The 17436-nt window shown below is 70.3% G+C and carries 22 protein-coding genes and 1 pseudogene; 17 read left to right on the forward strand and 6 right to left on the reverse strand.

The features are described 5' to 3' along the window. Window positions 1-9: 9 nt before the first annotated feature. The 6 genes and pseudogenes from CWC60_RS24360 to CWC60_RS06670 all read right to left on the reverse strand — a co-directional run. Window positions 10-174, reverse strand: a pseudogene (locus tag CWC60_RS24360) (helix-turn-helix domain-containing protein); the annotation flags it as partial. A 494-nt stretch (window positions 175-668) separates the two neighbouring features. Continuing rightward, the gene (locus tag CWC60_RS06650) at window positions 669-1007 is read right to left on the reverse strand and encodes a hypothetical protein (RefSeq protein WP_109793203.1); all 339 of its coding nucleotides are present in this window, start codon (window positions 1005-1007) and stop codon (window positions 669-671) included. Between the two features lie 10 nt (window positions 1008-1017). Beyond that, window positions 1018-1713, reverse strand: a complete 696-nt coding sequence (locus CWC60_RS06655; protein WP_109796352.1) for a hypothetical protein — start codon at window positions 1711-1713, stop codon at window positions 1018-1020. After that, complete coding sequence (locus tag CWC60_RS06660; protein ID WP_125182736.1) at window positions 1710-2270, reverse strand: HNH endonuclease; 561 nt, start codon at window positions 2268-2270, stop codon at window positions 1710-1712. Before CWC60_RS06660 ends, CWC60_RS06655 begins: the two co-directional genes overlap by 4 nt. Beyond that, complete coding sequence (locus CWC60_RS06665) at window positions 2267-2674, reverse strand: hypothetical protein (protein WP_109793205.1); 408 nt, start codon at window positions 2672-2674, stop codon at window positions 2267-2269. Before CWC60_RS06665 ends, CWC60_RS06660 begins: the two co-directional genes overlap by 4 nt. 109 nt (window positions 2675-2783) lie before the next feature. Then, the gene (locus CWC60_RS06670) at window positions 2784-3479 is read right to left on the reverse strand and encodes an XRE family transcriptional regulator (RefSeq protein ID WP_109796353.1); all 696 of its coding nucleotides are present in this window, start codon (window positions 3477-3479) and stop codon (window positions 2784-2786) included. 100 nt (window positions 3480-3579) lie between these two features. Here CWC60_RS06670 and CWC60_RS06675 point away from each other — a divergent pair, with 100 nt between their 5' ends. The 17 genes from CWC60_RS06675 (at window position 3580) to CWC60_RS06745 (ending at window position 17435) form a co-directional block, all read left to right on the forward strand. Further along, on the forward strand, window positions 3580-4059 hold the full coding sequence (locus CWC60_RS06675) for a helix-turn-helix domain-containing protein (RefSeq protein ID WP_109793207.1): 480 nt from the start codon (window positions 3580-3582) through the stop codon (window positions 4057-4059). Next, window positions 4056-4625 carry a hypothetical protein gene (locus tag CWC60_RS06680; protein ID WP_109793208.1) on the forward strand — a complete coding sequence of 190 codons (570 nt, stop codon included), beginning with the start codon at window positions 4056-4058 and terminating at the stop codon, window positions 4623-4625. Before CWC60_RS06675 ends, CWC60_RS06680 begins: the two co-directional genes overlap by 4 nt. Next, window positions 4622-4837 (forward strand): hypothetical protein, encoded by a 216-nt coding sequence (locus CWC60_RS23510; RefSeq protein ID WP_164516412.1) that lies wholly within the window; start codon window positions 4622-4624, stop codon window positions 4835-4837. Before CWC60_RS06680 ends, CWC60_RS23510 begins: the two co-directional genes overlap by 4 nt. Then, window positions 4834-5352: a helix-turn-helix domain-containing protein gene (locus tag CWC60_RS23515; RefSeq protein ID WP_164516413.1), complete on the forward strand. Its 519-nt coding sequence runs from the start codon at window positions 4834-4836 to the stop codon at window positions 5350-5352. The genes CWC60_RS23510 and CWC60_RS23515 overlap by 4 nt, the downstream gene beginning before the upstream one ends. Beyond that, window positions 5349-5921 carry a GcrA family cell cycle regulator gene (locus CWC60_RS23520; RefSeq protein WP_164516414.1) on the forward strand — a complete coding sequence of 191 codons (573 nt, stop codon included), beginning with the start codon at window positions 5349-5351 and terminating at the stop codon, window positions 5919-5921. Before CWC60_RS23515 ends, CWC60_RS23520 begins: the two co-directional genes overlap by 4 nt. Next, window positions 5918-6673 carry a hypothetical protein gene (locus tag CWC60_RS06690; protein WP_206419803.1) on the forward strand — a complete coding sequence of 252 codons (756 nt, stop codon included), beginning with the start codon at window positions 5918-5920 and terminating at the stop codon, window positions 6671-6673. The genes CWC60_RS23520 and CWC60_RS06690 overlap by 4 nt, the downstream gene beginning before the upstream one ends. Beyond that, a complete protein-coding gene (locus tag CWC60_RS06695) occupies window positions 6657-7040 on the forward strand; it encodes a hypothetical protein (RefSeq protein ID WP_109793210.1) in 384 nt (127 codons plus the stop codon). Before CWC60_RS06690 ends, CWC60_RS06695 begins: the two co-directional genes overlap by 17 nt. After that, window positions 7037-8458, forward strand: coding sequence for a DNA cytosine methyltransferase (locus CWC60_RS06700; protein WP_109793211.1), 1422 nt, complete (start codon window positions 7037-7039; stop codon window positions 8456-8458). The genes CWC60_RS06695 and CWC60_RS06700 overlap by 4 nt, the downstream gene beginning before the upstream one ends. A 106-nt stretch (window positions 8459-8564) precedes the next feature. Continuing rightward, window positions 8565-8840, forward strand: coding sequence for a hypothetical protein (locus CWC60_RS06705; RefSeq protein ID WP_125182737.1), 276 nt, complete (start codon window positions 8565-8567; stop codon window positions 8838-8840). Between the two features lie 233 nt (window positions 8841-9073). Then, on the forward strand, window positions 9074-9409 hold the full coding sequence (locus CWC60_RS06710; protein WP_125182738.1) for a hypothetical protein: 336 nt from the start codon (window positions 9074-9076) through the stop codon (window positions 9407-9409). Then, on the forward strand, window positions 9406-9798 hold the full coding sequence (locus CWC60_RS06715; protein WP_109793214.1) for a protein kinase family protein: 393 nt from the start codon (window positions 9406-9408) through the stop codon (window positions 9796-9798). The genes CWC60_RS06710 and CWC60_RS06715 overlap by 4 nt, the downstream gene beginning before the upstream one ends. Continuing rightward, entirely contained in the window at window positions 9799-10872 is a 1074-nt protein-coding gene (locus CWC60_RS06720; protein ID WP_109793215.1) for a DUF7146 domain-containing protein, read from the forward strand. It abuts the gene before it with no gap. Next, window positions 10869-12404 carry a DUF5906 domain-containing protein gene (locus tag CWC60_RS06725; protein WP_109793216.1) on the forward strand — a complete coding sequence of 512 codons (1536 nt, stop codon included), beginning with the start codon at window positions 10869-10871 and terminating at the stop codon, window positions 12402-12404. Before CWC60_RS06720 ends, CWC60_RS06725 begins: the two co-directional genes overlap by 4 nt. A 273-nt stretch (window positions 12405-12677) precedes the next feature. Continuing rightward, window positions 12678-13277 carry a hypothetical protein gene (locus CWC60_RS06730; protein WP_109793217.1) on the forward strand — a complete coding sequence of 200 codons (600 nt, stop codon included), beginning with the start codon at window positions 12678-12680 and terminating at the stop codon, window positions 13275-13277. A gap of 184 nt (window positions 13278-13461) precedes the next feature. Then, window positions 13462-14790: a site-specific DNA-methyltransferase gene (locus CWC60_RS06735; RefSeq protein ID WP_109793218.1), complete on the forward strand. Its 1329-nt coding sequence runs from the start codon at window positions 13462-13464 to the stop codon at window positions 14788-14790. A 26-nt stretch (window positions 14791-14816) separates the two neighbouring features. Beyond that, window positions 14817-15386, forward strand: coding sequence for a hypothetical protein (locus CWC60_RS06740; RefSeq protein ID WP_109793219.1), 570 nt, complete (start codon window positions 14817-14819; stop codon window positions 15384-15386). A gap of 3 nt (window positions 15387-15389) precedes the next feature. Continuing rightward, entirely contained in the window at window positions 15390-17435 is a 2046-nt protein-coding gene (locus CWC60_RS06745; protein WP_109793220.1) for a phage terminase large subunit family protein, read from the forward strand. Window position 17436 lies beyond the last annotated feature (1 nt).

A 17436-nucleotide genomic window follows, 5' to 3' on the forward strand; every position in this document is an offset into this window, starting at 1 on the left:
CTCCTTGATCGCGCGGATGTCGCTCTCGTCGAAACGGTAGTGGCGCCCGGCGCGCATGACCCTGATCTCGGGATGCGCCTTGAGGAAATCCTGCATCCACCGGCGCGAGACACGCAAGGTCTCGCAGGCCTGGGCCATGGTGAGACAGCGTTCCTCCTTCATGGGCCCGGTCATGGCTCTGCTCGGTTATCGAGACCCTTGGCTCTGAGCGCGTGGAAGGTGGCAGCGGAAGGTTTTGCCGGAATGGATTGACAGCGGGCGTCCGGATGCGATTGTGCGCCGCAGGCCGGGGTCACGGCTTCTGGCGGCCCGGCGGACGATGCTGGTTCGTATTCGGATGAAACAGCGTTCTTTTGCGTCGACCGCGCCGCATCTGAAATGGTGCGGGCCTTGTTTTCGCGACTGCAAGATCTGTCCGCAGAGGTAGGTGTGGCTTTCGACCGGGTCGACACTGGATGCGACTCGTTCAGCACTCGAGCATCTGGTGTCGACCTCATCTCTTTCTGTTCGACATCGATAATGTTCCGGATCGCCTGGTACGTCTTCATCATCCGCGCCGCGCTCATCGGCGGAACGCCGCCGGCATGGCTTTGTGCTCGCCGCCGGTCTCGCGATTGATGGCTCGGCCGGGGTTCGACGTCGCGTCGGTCCTTTCGATGCCTGTCTGTTCAGCCATTTCCCGGGCCTTCCGGCTGGGTCCGGGCATAATGACGATCGAGGGCGTCCATGGCGATTTTCAGGGTCTCGCGCAGATCGCGCTTGCCCCAGAAGGTCACAGCCGCCGAGTCGTCGTCGCCGGGACGGTGCATGAACGGGCCCTGCAGCTGCTGGGCCTGGCCATCTTCGGCTGGGTCGACCGGCCGGACGCCGTGCCCGCCGGCCTCCGGCTTGTAGCTGACCGGCAACGCCAGATAGATGCGCAGGCCGGTGAAGGTCTGGCCGTCGATGACTTTCTCGACGATCTCGATCCGGTCGGTCATTTCCTCGGCGTAGACGTTGACGCGCATGGCGGTCTCCCTAGTTGGCCATGGCCGCGGCCGGGTGGCGCAGCGCGGGCAGGTGCTCGTCCAGGGTTTCGGCGTAGACCTCGGCCGCCGTGGCCCACGGCCAGGGCGTGATCTTCGCGCCCTTCGGCGTCTTCGCCAGCAGCGGGTCGGCCTTCAGCCAGTCGCGCCGTGCCGGGCCGTCCGGGACCAGCCAGCGGACCTCGCGGCCCAGCATCATGCGGTCGGCCTTGCGGACCTCGAACTCGATCGCTGCGGGCCGGGGCCATTCCAGGCCGGCGCGGGCGTGGATCGCGCGGTCGGCGATCTCCTTCAGATTCCCGAGGGCCAGCCGGACCGCGAGGCGGGCGTGCTGGTCGGTCATGCCGAGGTTCGCGGTGTCGGCCATCCGGGCCGCCGATTCCTGCAGCGCCCATTGCAGCGGCGTGATCCAGTCGCCGAGCGCGGCCTCGTGGGCGTCGTGGAGCAGGAAATACGGCTTCACCTCGGCCGTGCAGTGGTCGAGGCCGAGGACCGAATGCTGGGCCACCGAGTAGGGCGCGCCCTCGGTGGCGCCGGCGAAGCGCGGCAGCCGGGCCAGCATCTCGGCGAGATCGCGGAAGTCGATGTCGTCCGGCGCGGCCGAGAGGAAGGGGTACTTCCGGCCGGAAGCCATGACCATGAAAGGGTCGTCGCTCAGGCCGGGATGGGGAATGCGGGGATGGGTCACGAATCTGCCTCCGGAACGTGGGTCCAGGTCCGCCGCTTGCGGATCAGGTAGACGGTGCTGATGGAGACGCCGAAGTTGTCGGCGATGTCGGCATAGCGTTCGCCGCCATCGGCGCGGCGACGGATGGCCGGGATATCGGCCTCGGAAAGGACGGCTCCGTTGGCCTTCGAGCCGCACAACCTTGTGCCGTGACGGGTGCGGTCAGCCTGATTTTCAAGCGCGCTTGCCCATCGAAGATTGGAGACCCGGTTGTCATCCTTGTCGCCGTTGTTGTGGGCGACGAGGGCGTCGTCGAAGGGCGGCGGGCCCAGGAAGGCGTCGGCCACCAGCCGCGATACACGGCGGTTGAAGCTCTGGCTGTCGCGGGTCAGGCAAACGACGTGGTAGCCGTGGGTCCGGGCGTGCGCGAGTATCCGGGCGCGCTTTCCGGCAACCCGTCCCCATGAGCTGACCTCGTAACCCGGCGCTTCGGAGATCGGCCGCCAGACCTCGACCCGATCGAATTCAGCGATCAGGCCGTGAACGGTCGCCGTCCCTGTCGCCGATTGAATGTTCACGCTGCGCTCCCGCGGCCGAGGTCGGCGAGGATGCGGTGGGCCTCGGCGACCGCGTCGTCGCCGAGGGCGTCGATCTCGGCCTGGCTGAAGCCGGCGCGCCGCATGTCGCGCTCGGTGATCTGGGCATCCGGCCCGCGGCGGACCCACTCGGCGGCGAGCGCCTCGGCCATCTCCCGGGTGCGGAGCGGCGCGTCGGCCCCGGGCTGTCCGTCCATCCGCTGCCCGTCCATGCCATGACCGTCGTCGTCCGGTTCGCGGACGGCGCTCTGGGCGCAGGGCGCGGCGGCGCGGGCCGCGGCGTGGTGGCGGGCGATCTCGCGGTCGATCGCGGTCTCGGTGCGGCCCTTCAGGGCGCCGGCGGCGTGGCCGGGGGCCGCGGTGAGGGGGTCGTGGAGATGCAGCATCGGAGCCTCCGTTTGCGGAAAACGGAAGCGACGGTGCGGATTTTCTCAAAATACGTCAAGTGAGATTTTTAATTTATACGTGAGAACAGATGTCGAATCGGAGCAGGATCTAGACGCCGTAGAGCTCGTGGTTGCGCATCACCTTGTGGCAGCGGATGACGAGGCGGGCCTCCCAGGTGGTCTCCTGCGGCGGGTTGTACTGCTCGACCACCAGCTTGTCGGACGAGCGGGAGACCAGGCGCTTGACGAAGCTCTCGGCCTCGGCGTGCTCGTCGGCCTTGACGGTGAAGACAATGTCGTCACCGCGGCGGACGACGCGGTCGGGGTGGACGTAGATCAGGTCGCCGTGTTCGTAGCGCGGCGCCATCGAATCGCCGACCACCTGCAGGGCGTAGGCGTTCTTCGCCCCGGCGAGGCCGGCGGGGCGGCGGACATAGTCGACGGTGTTGCCGATCTCGAAGGCGCCGCGGAAGCTGCCGGCGGCGGTGCCGTGGAGCGGCACGTCGCGCGGGGCCTCGTGGCGCGAGCCGATGGCCGGCGTGCCAAAGGCCGGCGCGGTGTTGCCGGCGCCGCGGTCGCGCAGTTCCTTCACCGTTGCCGGCGGCGGTTTCAGCAGTTCCTCGGGCGTCGCGTCGAGCAAGGCGGCGGCGCGGGCCAGCTGATCCTCGTTGATGGGCTGCACGCCGTTCTCGATGCGGGAGATGACGGCGGAGACGCGGCCGATGGCGTCGGCGAGGTCGGCCTGTTTCAGGCCCCGGGCGTTGCGCCAGGCCTTCAGGTGCCGCCCGTCGAACTTCTTTTTCATGGCCGCCAGCTTACCGACCTTTCTCACTTTTGGACTTGCTTTGCGATTTCAGATGTGAACTAAAATGCAAATGAGATTGTGAGATTAGGGAATTCACGCGATGCGACTCGATGATTGGCTCGCCGCCCGCGGGCAGGGGAAGGCCGACTTCGCCTCCGCGGCCGGGCTCTCCGCACCCACGCTTTCGCGGGTACTGGTCGGGCGGTCGCTGACCCGGACCAATGTCGACGCCGTCTTCCGCGCCACGGGCGGCGAGGTGACGCCGAACGATCTCTTCGGCCTCGGGCCGGACCAGGCCGAGGCGGCGGGCGAGGGCGCGCAGGCGCCGCCCTTCCTGAGCGAGTTCCGCCCGTCCCGGCCCGGCTTCGACGGTGCTTCGGCGGTGACCGAGGCCGCCGTGCGGCTGGCCCACCGGGCCATGACCGGCGGTGTCGATCTGGAGAATGCGACGGGCGTGCTTGTCCATGCGGTCAGGGTGCCGGCGCCCGGGGCGGACGGCAACGCAAAGGCCGCGCCCGGTTTTGCGGCCTCGAACCCGATCCTGCCGCGCCCGGCGACGCCGGCGGAGGCAATGCGGTGAGCGGCGCGGGGCTGGACTGGGAGCGCGAGCTCTCGGCGACCGATCTCCGCGCCCTCGACGCGGCCTTCCGCGATCTGGTCCGTCTGGTCGGCGGCGTCGAGAACGCCGGGCTGCAGTCGTCCCGCGACAAGGCGCAGATCAGCCGCTACGGCTCGCCCAACGTCGAGGTGCACGCGCCGGTCGACGTCGTCGCCCGGCTGGAGGCGGTCGCCGGGCCGGTGGTCACACGGGCGCTGGCGCGGCTGGCGGGCCATGTCCTGATCCCCCTGCCGCCCGCCGGCGGCGATCCGGAATGGGCCGGCTACATGGCCCGGGTGACGAAGGAGACCTCCGACGTCCTGGTCAAGGTCTCGCAGGCGCTCTCGGGCGAACTCGACGGCGGCCAGGCCGGCACCATCACCGCCGCCGAAAGCCGGGCGCTGGGCCTGCGCGCCGAGATCGCCGAGGCGATCGAGAAGCTGGCCGAGCTCGACCACGGCCTGAAGCGGCTGGAGACGCCTGACGCGCAGCGGACCGCCGGCGGCGCTGCTCCGCCGGACAAGGACTCGGCCGGGAGGCGGTCATGATCTCGAACCGTTACCGGCAGGGGCCCGCGGACGGCGAGGCGCTGCCGCACGCGGTGATCGATACGCATTTCGGCGGCGACGTCGTCGCCCGCTTCCGCAGCGAGTGCCTGGCGCGCGAATTCTGCCGCCAGCTCAACGAGCCCTTCTACCGCCCGACGCCGCCGCAGTTCCGGCTGGCGTCCGGCGGACACGCCATGGGCGGCGCGTCGTGAAGCGGCCTGCGCCGTACCGGCAGGGGCATCAGCGCGCCCGGGGCCGGGTCGGGCCGGAGGAACGGCGGCAGATCCTGGCCGCCTACCGGCTGGGCGAGGCCGAGGCGGATATCGCGTTGCATCACGGGCGACGTCTGGAGACCATCCAGCGGGTGGTGCGCGAGGGCGAGGCCGATCCGGCACCGCGCGGTCCCCGCGGCGGCCGGCGGTTGTGGACGCCGGAAGAGCGCCGCGTCGCCATCGACATGGCGGCGGCCGATGCAAGCCATGCGGCGATCGCGAAGGCGCTGGGGAAGACCGAGCGCCAGGTCCGGGACCTGCTGGATCTCTGGCGCCGCGGCCTGCCGATCGAGGTCGCGCCGGCCCGCCCGGCGACGATCCGCGACTGCCTCAACTGCGGCCGCCGCTTCGCCTCCGAAGGCCCGCACAACCGGCTCTGCGGTCCCTGCCGCCAGGCCGGATCGGCGGGCTTCGAGGACTGCCATCTGTTGCCCGGGGCGGGGGTGAGGCTGTGAGCGTCTGGGGCCAGCCCGGCGGGGTGACGCGGCTGCGCGAGCTGGTCGCCACGAAGGCGACGGCGGAGGCCATCGCCTGCGCGCTTTCGCGCGAGTTCGATCAGACCGTCAGCCGCTCGGCGGTGCTGGGCAAGGCAAAGCGCCTCGGCCTCGTGGTCGGCGACGGCCGCAAGGGGCCGGTGAAGCCTGCCGCGCCAAAGCCTCGACGGGTGACGTCACCCGCATCGCGCAAGGCGCCGCCGCAGGAAACGCCATCGGCGCCGAAGCGGGCCGCGCCGCCGGTGCCCGCCCCGCCGCCGCCGCCACCGATCGAGGGCGGGGCGGAGAGTGGCCGCGCCGTCGGGTTCTTCAAGGATCCGGACGACGCGCCGCTGGGCGAGCGGCCGACGAGCCCCGGGCCCCGGCGGTGTCACTACATCTACGGCGAGCCGTCGAGCGGCCGCTACAGCTATTGCGGCGATCCGGCGAAACCGGGGTCGTCCTGGTGCCCGGATCATCACCGGCGCTGCCACAGCGGCGTGCGCGTCGCCCTGGGCCACGTCGCCCTGCCGCGGTGGGCGCTGTCATGAACGGGGGGCAGAACGTCTCATCGGCCGTGATGGCCTCCCGGGTCGAGGCGCGAGATTCGCTGGACGATTTCCCGACGCCGCCCTGGGCGACCCGCGCGCTCTGCGAATGGCTCTCGGCGCGCATCGACGAGGAGCCGAACAGCCATCCGCCCCTGAGCGAGCAGCGCGCATGGGAGCCGGCCTGCAACCGGGGCTTCATGGCCCGACCGCTGGCGGAGTCCTTCCGATCGGTCCATGCCTCGGACGTCCACGACTATTCGGCCGAATGGGAAGGACAGCACCGGCTCTGCGACTTCCTGTTCCCGTTGTCGGAGCCGCCCAGCATCGCCGCGCAGGGCGTCGACTGGATCATCACGAACCCGCCCTTCCGGCTGGCGGCGGACTTCATCCGCCGGTCCGGCGAGTTCGATTGCGGCTATGCCATGTTCGTCCGGCTGGCCTTCCTCGAGGGCGGCGAGCGGTGGCGATCGATCTACAGCAACCCGGCCCTGCGGCCGAACTGGATCCTCGCTTTCAGCGAACGGGTGCCGCTGGTGAAGGGGCGGGTCGATCCGGAGGTTACCACGGCGACCGCCTATTGCTGGCTGGTCCGCTTTCCGCGGTCCTCCGGCGAGCACCCCCTGCTGGACTGGATCCCACCCGGCGCGCGGGAGCGCCTCGAGCGTCCCGGCGATTACGGGCCGGCGGCCCCGGCGGCCGTCGCGCGCCATGCCGATCTGTTCGAAGGAGGGGACGATGCCGTTTCTGCTTGAGACGCGCCTGGTGGCGCTGACCGAGGCCGAGTTCGAGGGCGCGCTTCGCGGCGACGTCGACCCGCGGTCGCTGGAGGGCGCGCGCGAGTGCTGGCGCCATGACGGCCTGATCGAGACGCCGGAGAAGCTGGTCGACCATCTGGAGCAGACCGGCCGCCACTACCGCCGGCGGCTGACGGCGACGCCGGAGGCGACGGCGGGCGTGCCCGACTGGATCCGCCGCCTGGCGCCGGGCGCCGTGGTCTCGACGGCCGGCGTGGCGCGGGCCCTGTGCTGCTCCATGTCTCATGCCGCGGCGTTCGTTTCCGCGGCCGTCGCCGCCGGCGTGCTCACCGTCGACGGCGACCGCTACAGGCGGTCGTCATGAGCGGGCCCATCCTGATCGCCGATCTGTTCTGCGGCGCGGGCGGGACGTCCGCCGGCGCGGTGCGCGCCCTGAACCGGCTCGGCCTCGCGCACGAGCTGGTCTGCGTCAATCACTGGGCCGTGGCGATCGAGACCCACACACGGAATCATCCGGAAGCCCGCCATCACTGCGTCGACCTGGCGACGGCCCGGCCCGAGGCCATCGTGCCCGAAGGCCGGCTCGACCTGCTGGTCGCCTCGCCGACCTGCACCTATCACAGCCGCGCCCGGGCCGGGAAACCGACCACGGATCAGCAGCGCATGGACCCCTGGCACGTCGTCACCTGGGCGACGTCGCTGGAGGTCGACCGGATCATGGTCGAGAACGTGCCCGAGTTCATGGACTGGGGCCCGGTCGATGCGGAGACGGGCAAGCCCGATCCGTCGCGGCGCGGCGAGTATTTCGGCGCGTGGATCGCGGCGCTCGAAGCCATCGGCTACGACGTCGAGAGCCGGATCCTGAACTGCGCCGACTATGGCGACGCGACCACGCGCCAGCGCTTCTTCCTGCTGGGGCGGCGTCGCGGGCGGCCTATCCGCTGGCCGTCGCCCAGCCATGCGCCCGCCGAGAAGGCGGCGGCGCTGGGCCGGCGGCCGTGGCGCCCGGCGCGCGAGATCATCGACTGGTCGCTGCCGTCCGAATCGATCTTCACCCGCGCCAGGCCGCTCTCGGAGAAGACGCTGGCGCGGATCGCGGCGGGGCTGGCGAAGTTCGGCGGCGCGGCGGCGGAGCCGTTCCTGGTCGTGCTGCGCAATCACTGCGACGCCCGGGGCCTCGACCCCGGGTCGTGGCCCGGGGCAGGCCTGCCTCCGGCGGATGCGAACCTGCAAGGATCGCTGACAGGTTCACCACCGGCCATGGTCATCGGCCAGCACGGCGGGGCGACGGCGCGGCCCGTCGACCGGCCGGTGCCGACCATCGCCACGCTGGGCGCGGTCAGCCTGGTCGAGCCGTTCATGGTTCCGAACTTCGGCGAGCGCGACGGGCAACCGCCGCGGGTCCACGCTCTCGACGATCCGCTGCCCACGGTGACGTCGCGCGGGGCAGGCAACCTGATCCAGCCCATGCTGACTGCCTATTACGGCGCGAATGCGGGCTGCAAGCCGGTCACGGAGCCGATGGACACGGTGACGACGAAGGACCGCTTCGGCCTGGTCGAGCCCGACGCCGGCCCGCCGGTCGACATCCGCTACCGCATGCTGCAGCCGCACGAGCTGGCCGGGGCCATGTCCTTCGACGCCGACTACGACTTCGCCGGCACGAAGACCGAGATCAAGCGCCAGATCGGCAACGCCGTGCCGACCCGCACCGCCGAGGCGCTGATCGGTGCGGCCTTCGCCGAGGAAGCCGGCGGCGCCGGCGGGCGGGCCGCGGCATGAAGTACGGATTCGAAATCGCCATGGGCGCGGTTGTGGCCCTCGGCCTCGGCGTCTTCGCCGGCATTGTCTGGCCGCTGCTGACTGCCGCGCCGGGGGTGTGTTTCTGATGGCGGTGCGGCGCACAGCGAGGGGACGGGCGGTGTTCGGCTGCGATGCGCCGGGCTGCGGGGCTTATGGCGCCTTCGGCTTCAGCCCGCCGGGCGGCGGGGTCGAGGAGGGGCAGCGCTTCTGCCGCGTCCACGCCGAGGCCCACGACCGCGAACAGGTCGAGGCCGGCCATATCGCCCCGGCCCAGGCGCTGTTCCGCGAGAACCGCTCGCTGCGGCCCGCAGTGCGGAAGCGCGACGCTGCGGTGACCGAGAACGCGGAGCGGTTGCTGTGATGGCGGACTTGACATCGCCGGCGGCTGCGGCACTCTGGGCGGCGGAGCTTGACACCTCCTTGATGGCGGGAATCCGCCCCCGAAATCCAGGCGGATTTTCTCTGCCTACCCTATGGCGGGAGGCCGGTAGCGGTAACGCCCGGGCCTGTCCATCAACAGGTGTCACCTCCCGTCGCCCGGGCGGTCTGACAGCCTTCCGAGCGGCGTCCTGCAGCGCCCTGATGGAGGCCGGCATGACCCATGACGCCCGCATTGCGCCCGCACGGCGCAGCCCCCGATACGCACTTTCCCCCGATCATCTGAGCCATCTCGGCCGCGCCGAATATCTGCTCGGCGAGCTGCTGGAGCGCGCCGACGTGATCGAGACGCCCGCCGGGCCGGTGCTGGCCTTCGCGCCGGGCCGCGGCCTGCTGGCGGCGCTGGCCGACTGGGGCGCGGACCTGGCCGACGACGAACCGGACGGCGGCGACGAACCCGACGACGACCGGGAAGACGACGATCCGGCGGAAGCGGAGCCGGACGATGAGGCGGCGTGGTCGCCGCTGCTGCTCAGAGGAGGTCAGGGATGAGTGAGGCGGCGGAGGGCTCGCGGCCCATTCTGGTTGATCTGGGGAACGGGCTCAGCGTGGTGACGCGCCGCGCTTCCACCGAGGTCGTGGCCCAAATACTGCTTGAAGTCGCGGATAACCACCCCTTCTCGGGGTCGGCCTGGGGTGGTGCGCCGGCACGCTTCCAGGCGTTCTGCTCGTGTCTCGGGTACGTTCTGATATCGGAATGGCGCGGTGTTTGTCCGGACGATCCGGAGCGCCGCAATGGTGGGATGATGGCCGAAGAGCCCGCGTTCGCCACCATTCTGTTATCCGATGGGTCCCGCGCCTTGCGCTATTTGCACGCCCTCGGCTTCGATCTTTCGACACTGCCGGACTGGATCCTGCCCAGGCCCGAGGGGTGGGACTAGATGGCCGTCTCGCCCGAGAGACAGGCTCTGGCCGAGGAGGTGCGGCGGCGCGTGGCGCTGGTCGAGCTGGTCGGCCGCGACGTGCCATTGAAGCGGCGCGGCGGCGACCACTGGGCCTGCTGTCCGTTCCATTCCGAGCGCTCGCCGTCGTTCAAGGTCTCGGAGGCGCGGGGCGACTGGCACTGCTTCGGCTGCGGCGCGCATGGCGACTGCTTCGGCTGGATCATGGCCCGGCGCGGCGTCGGCTTCGCCGAGGCGCTCGACGAGCTGGCGGATCTGGTGGGGCTGGCCGTTCCAGCATCCGGCGCGGCGCGCGACCCGCTGCCGCCGGTCGCAGAGCGGAAGTCCCGCGCCGCGATGGAGGCCGACGACCGGGCGGCGATCGAGCGGGCGCGGGCGATCTGGGCCAGCGGCCGGCCGATCGCGGGCACGCGGGCCGAAAGCTATCTCAGGGCGCGCGGGATCACGATTCCGCTGCCGCCGACGCTGCGCTATCACCCGGCGCTCAGATACACATATGAACTGGACCCCGGATCGGCGTCCGGGGCAGGCGAGCGCGCGCCCCGGAAATATGCGGTCCACGGCGTCTACCCGGCCATGCTGGCGGCGATGCAGAACGCGCAGGGTATCGTCGTCGGCGTGCACCGGACCTACCTGGCGCCGGATGGTGATCCCCGCAAGGCCGACGACCTGCCGCCGGACCCGCTGCGCCCGGAGAAGCGCCTGGGCGCGAAGAAGATGGCCGGGCGGCCCTGGGGCGGGGCGATAAGGCTCTGCCCGGCGGCCCCGCGGATCGGCCTGGGCGAGGGCATCGAGACGGCGCTGTCGGTGATGCAGGCCGCCGGCCGGCCGGTCTGGGCCGCCGGATCGCGGGGCAATTTCGCCGCCGTCGACCTGCCCGAGACGGTCGAGGCGGTCGACATCTACGCCGACGGCGAGCGGGCGCGCGAGGATGCCCGGAAGGTGATGGCCAAGGCGGCGCGCTTTCACCAGGACGCGCGGCGGCGCATGCGCGTGCACTGGGCGCCCGAGGGTTTCGACTTCAACGACGTGCTGATGGGGCGGTGGCCATGACCGACCGCGAGGGGAACGGCGAGACGCCCGGGGGCGGCGAAGGCGAGGGCGGCGTCGAGATGGAACGCTGGCCAGCCGACAGGCCGCGGCCCGAGGGGCTCGGCGTCGGCGACGCGGCGGTGATGGCGGCGCTGGGCGAGGCGCGGATCTGGTCGACGGGCACGTCGATCGGGGTCGACGAATTCAACGCCGAGTTCGCGGTCGTCCAGACCGGCGGCAAGACGCTGATCCTGAAGGAGAACCCGCCCGATCCGGGCGGCCTGGAGCCGCGCATCGACCTGCTCCGCCGCGAGGACTTCGAGCTCTGGACCCGGCCGAACCGGACGGTGGTGGTGGGCCGCGAGAAGAAGGGCGGGGGGTTCCTGGGCAATGTGGTGCCGTCCTCGGCGATCTGGCTGTCGAGCCCGCGCCGGCGGCAGTACCGCGGCATCGAGTTCGCGCCCGCCGCGCCGGGGCAGGACAACGGCCGGGCCGGGTTCTACAACCTCTGGCGCGGCTTCGCCGTCGAGCCCGACCCGGCCGGCGCGGCCAAGTGCTCAAAGTTCCTGGCGCACATCTGGGAGAACGTCGCGCAGGACGATATCCGGCTCTATGACTGGATCCTGGGCTTCCTCGCCCAGATGGTCCAGGCGCCCGAGGTCCGGCCCGGCGTGGCGCTGGTGCTGCGCGGCAAGCAGGGCGTCGGCAAGTCGACCATCGGCGACATCATGGGCGCGCTGTTCCCGGGCAACTACGTCCTGGCCGATCAGGGCCGCTATGTCACTGGCCAGTTTAACGCGCATCTGGCCGACTGCCTGCTGTTGCAGGCCGACGAGGCCTTCTGGGCCGGTGATCACGACGCCGAGGGCCGCCTGAAGGGCATGGTCACCGGCCGCTACCAGATGATCGAGCGCAAGGGCGTCGACCCGATCAAGGTGGCCAACTTCGTGCGGCTCATCATCACGTCGAACAAGTCCTGGGTGGTGCCCGCGGGCGCGGAGGAGCGGCGCTTCTGCGTCGTCGACGTGGGCGAGGACCGGATCCAGGACCGCGAATATTTCGGCGCGCTCTACCGCGAGATGCTGGAAGAGGGGGGTTTGAGCGGGCTGCTGCATCACCTGATGGAGATCGACGTCGAGGCCGCCGACCTGAACGCCATTCCAGAGACCGGGGCGCTGCTGGAGCAGAAGGTGCGCGGCATGAGCCCGGAGGAAAGCTGGTGGTTCCATCGGCTGTCGGAGGGCGCGCCGACGCCGGGAGTCAAGGGCTGGGAAGAGGTGGTGCCCAAGGCCTGGCTGCACGCCGACTATATCGCCTATGCCGATCGTCTCGGCTTTCGGCACAAGCTGGCGGAGAACTCCTTCGGCTCCGCGATGGTGCGCATGCTGCCATGGACCAAGAGCGTTTTCCGAACGCCGCCTATGCGCGAGGGGGACCCTCACCCAGGCGATCGCGTCCAGTGTCGTCTCCTGCCGCCGCTGGCGGCCTGCCGGGCCTATTTCTCCGCTCAACTCCAGGCTGCGATCGACTGGGGCGATGAGGGCGGCTCATGACGCGAGGCGTAGGGGCTGTAGGGGTGCGCGTAGGGGTTTGCGGCCAGCTATATCGTTGAAATTAAAGAGCGGGGTAGGGGATGTAGGGGTTGTAGGGGCTATATCGCGCGCGTGTGTAAACATCGGCTTCATCATATCCGGGGTTTTTCTTATGCGCGCGGGAGAAACCCCTACAACCCCTACAACCCCTACGGCAGATAGAAATATCAATGTCTTGGCGCGTAGGGGTTTCGACTATCAGCCCCTACAACCCCTACATGGAGGTGATCGGCGATGATGCAGTACCGGAACCAGGGCGCGGCGCCGGCCTCGGCGCCAATGAAGCGGGAGATGGATGTCGAGGACCTGCTGGTCTGGGCGTTCCGCGAGCAGCAGGTGCAGGCGGTGCTCGGCCGGACGGCCGCGGCGCGGATGGCGGGTCCGGCGATGTACGCCCGGGACTCGACGGTGGTGCTGGCCAAGATCGCCGAGCTGGGGTGCTGGGTGGATGGCGGCGGCGCGCCGTCGGACAGGATCCACGGCGATGCGGTCGAGGTCTGGTCGGCGGTCGCTCACCTGCCGGCGGCCCAGGCCGGGGCGGTGGCGCACTACGCCCAGGCCGGGGCGGCGCCGGAATGGCCGGGCGATATCGAGCTCCGGTGGATCCCGCGCCGCGATACGCGGGGGCGGGTTGCCTACGAGTTCTCTGATTCGCAGCGCCGCGACGGCAAATACACGCCGGTCCGGCTCTATCCGAACTGGGAGTCGGTCGAGCTGATGATGCAGGCCTGGAACGACTGGGTCGACGGATTGTCCTTGGTTTGCAAGCTGTTGGAGGGCCGGCTGGAGGATCATGCGGCGCTGCCGAGCGGCCGTTCGAAGTGGAGGGCTTGACCGACGTTCTGGATTTGGTCACCCTTCGACACAGTGAGAAAGGTTCACGGGTCCTACCTAGCCGAAAACGTAAACGGTTGGCGGGGGCGCAGAACATCTCCAGTTTTTTCCATTCCATTGAAGTTGACGAGTTGACGGCAGTTGACCGCTGCCGGGTGACGGCGTTGACGCGCGAGGTTGGCCGATGCCGAAGAGGGCTGCTGCGGTGCCGGCCGGCGCCCGTGAGATCGTCATGGCGCCGATCACCGAACTGATTCCCTATGCTCGGAACGCCCGGACGCATAGCGACGACCAGGTCGAGATGATCGCGGCCTCCATCCGCCGATACGGCTTCAACGCCCCGGTGCTGACCGACGGCGAGGGCGGCATCCTGGCGGGCCATGGCCGCGTGCTGGCGGCGGAGCGGGCGGGCCTCGCCGAGGTGCCGACGGTCCCGTTGGGCCACCTGAACGCAGAACAGCGCCGCGCCTATATCCTTGCCGATAACCGCATCGCCGAGCACGCCGGCTGGGACGAGGACCTGTTGCGGATCGAGCTGGAGGCGCTGGCCGAGCTCGAGGTCGATCTCGACGGCCTCGGCTTCGATGCGGACTTCATGGCCGGGCTGTTCGACGAGGCCGTCGGCGGCGAGGCCGAACCGGAGCCCGATCAGGGTTCGGAGACGGAAGACGATGCGCCGGAGCCCGAAGCGGACCCGGTGAGCCGGCCCGGCGATATCTGGCTGCTGGGCGAGCATCGCCTTGGCTGCGGCGACAGCACCGACGCCGCCTTCGTCGCCCAGGTCCTGGCCGATGCGAAGCCGGGCCTGATGGTCACCGATCCGCCCTATGGCGTCGCCTATGATCCCGACTGGCGCAACCGGGCCGAAGGCATCGGCGGCTGGGGCGATCCAGAAAAGGCCCGGGCCGGTGCCAAGTCGTCTAGGGCGGTCGGTACAGTTTCGAACGACGACCGCGCCGACTGGCGAGAGGCCTGGGAGCTGTTCCCGGGCGATATCGCCTATATCTGGCATTCGGCGCTGCACGCCTCCGAGGTCGAGGCCTCGTTGATGGCAGCGAAGTTCGAGACCCGCGCCCAGATCATCTGGGCCAAGTCGTCGATCGTGATCTCGCGCGGCCACTATCACTGGAAGCACGAGCCCTGCTGGTACGCCGTCCGCAAGGGCGGCACGGCCAACTGGAAGGGTGACCGCAAGCAGGCGACCGTCTGGGAGATCTCGCACCGGCGCTCGCCGACCGGCCATGGCACGCAGAAGCCGGTCGAGGCCATGCGCCGCCCGATCCTGAACCACACCGGGCCCGGCGATCAGGTCTACGACCCGTTTCTGGGCTCGGGGACCACGCCGATCGCCGCGGAGCTCACCGGTCGGACCTGCTTCGGCCTGGAGCTCAACCCGGCCTATTGCGACGTCATCATCCGCCGCTGGCAGGACGAAAGCGGCGGCCTGGCAACTCACGCCCAGACCGGCGAGACCTTCGAGGGACGGGCCGCGAGGCCTGAGGCCGCCGACTAGGTCACCCCATCGGAGGACAGGTCGATATGGCACCCGTCACGCAGGCCGGCTACGCCGAAACGCGCGGCGTGACCCGGCAGTACATCAACAAGCTCACGAAGGAAGGCCGCCTGCGGACTATCGGCCCGCGGAAGATGATCGACCCGGCAGAGGCCGATCAGGTCCTGGGCTATGCGACGGAGGCGGCGCCAGACGAAGAGGCACCCCCGGCCGCCGCGCCGGTCCTGGACCCGGATCCGGAACCCGGCCCGTCGCCGCGTCCGGCGCCGGCCACGCCCGCCGATTCCGCAGGGATGAACTATACCCGCGCCCGAGCCGCGACCGAGACCTTCCGGGCCAAGCAGGCCGAGCTCGAGCTCAAACAGCGCATGGGGCAGCTGCTGCCGCGCGACATGGTCGTCGAGGCCATGTCGGAGGCGGGCGTCCGCATCGCGCGCCACCTCGACCGGCTGGTCCGGGACGCCGACGAGATTGCCGAGGTCGCCGGCCGTGGCGGCGCGCGGGAAGTCCGCCAGATGTTGCGCCAGAAGGTGCGCCAGCTGCGCGCCGAAATCGCGGCCGAGATCACGCTCACCGATGAGCCGGGAGGCGAATGACCGATGTGGAATGAGGGCCAGGCGTGGAGCAGGGCCAGCGTCGCCGCCATTGTAGCGGGCGCGCTGGCGTCGACGATCGCGCCCGCCGAGAGCATCACGCCGTCCGCCTGGGCGGCGAAGAATCTGGTCGTGCCCGACGGCCCCTATGAGGGCCAGCTCTGGGACCCGACGCTGACGCCACAGCTCGCCGAGATCATGGACCACCTGTCGCCGGACAGTCCCGTGAACGCGATCTCGCTCCGCAAGTCGGCGCAGCTCGGCGCGACGACCATCGGCATCGCCTGGTCGGGCTATGTCACCGACATCGACCCGGCGCCCTTCATGACCGTCATGCCGACGCTGGACGGCGCCGACGGCTACAACCGCGAGAAACTGCACCCGGCGATCGTCGCCTCCGAGCCACTCCGGCGTAAGATCGTCGAGGCTCGATCGCGGTCCTCGCGCTCTTCCACGGCCCGGACCAAGCGATTCCCCGGCGGCTCCATCATCCTGACCGGCGCCAACTCGGCGGCCGATCTCCGCTCCAAGACGCGGAAGTACATGAACCTCGACGAGGTCGACGAGTGGCCGATCGATCTGGCGGGGCAGGGCGACCCGTTCGAAATGGCCGCCGCCCGACAGCTCGCCTACCGGGAGAGCGGCGACTGGAAGCGCTTCGCCACCTCGACGCCGACGATCAAGGGCGCCAGCCGCATCGACGACCTCTTCGAGGCCGGCGATCAGCGCTACTGGGAAATCCGATGCCCCCACTGCGGTGGCGAGCAGCGCCTGGTCTTCGGCGGCCGCGACGCGCCTTACGGGCTGAAGTTCGCGACGACCTATCCGCACCGCGCCCACTATGTCTGCCGCCATGCCGGCTGCGTTATCGAGCATTCCGCCAAGGCGGCCATGGTCCGCGGCGGACGCTGGGTCGCGGCCAACCCGGGTCCGGGCCGCGATCCGTCCTACCACCTCGACACCCTGACCTCGCTGCTGGTCGGCTGGGACGACGTTGCCGACGCCTTCCTGAAGGCGGGCAAGAACCCCGAGAAACTGAAGACCTTCTGGAACCTCTGGCTAGGGCTCCCCTGGGAGGAGCGGGGCGACGCGCCGGACTGGCAGCGGCTCTACGCGCGGCGCGCCGACTACCCGGCCGGCGTCGTGCCCCATGGCGGCCTGGTGCTCACCGCCGGCGTGGACGTCCAGGGCGACGGGCTCTACTGCGAGGTCGTGGCCTGGGGCCGGGGCGAGCGGTCCTGGACCGTCGACGCCCGCTTCATTCCCGGCGACACCGCGCGTGAGGGCGACCCGTGCTGGACCGAGCTCGACCGGCTCTACAACGCCCGCTGGCCCATGGCGACCGGCGGCTCCATCCCGCTGGATCTGATGGGCGTCGATTCCGGCTTCAACACGAACGCGGTCTACGCCTTCGTCCGCCACCGGCCCAAGGCCATGGCCCTGAAGGGCGTGGCCGGCTGGACCGCCCCGCCGATCGGCACGCCGACGAAGCTGGACGTCAATACCGCCGGCAAGAAGAAGCGCCGCGGCCTGCAGGTCTGGCCGGTCGGCACCTGGGCGCTGAAGGCCAAGTTCTACGGCTTCCTGCGCCAGCCCGGCCGCGCCGAGGGCGAGGACGCCGATCCGGAAGGCTACTGCCATTTCGGGCAGTTCCTCGACCGCCGCTACTTCCAGCAGCTGACCGCGGAGTACATCGCCGAGAGCGAACGCAAGGGCCACAAGCGGCGCGAATGGGTCGCCCGCGGCGAGAATCATTTCCACGACTGCCGGGTCTACAATCTGGGCCTCGCCTGGCGCCTCAAGCTCGACCGCCTGAGCGAGGACGACTGGACCGGGCTGTCGCGCCAGCGGGACGCCAGGCCCGACCAGGGCGACATGGTGGCGCTGATGAACGGCGCGCCCGAACCCGGATGCACCGCGAAGCCTTCGCCGCCGGCCGCGCCGGAGACCGGCGACCCTGCCACGCCCGAAGCCACCGCGCCGCCTTCGAAATCCACCCGGCCGCGCCGCCGCGGTCCCCGCGTCGTCTCCTTCCGCAACACGGGACGCTAGA

Source organism: Minwuia thermotolerans, assembly GCF_002924445.1.
Lineage (GTDB): Bacteria > Pseudomonadota > Alphaproteobacteria > Minwuiales > Minwuiaceae > Minwuia > Minwuia thermotolerans.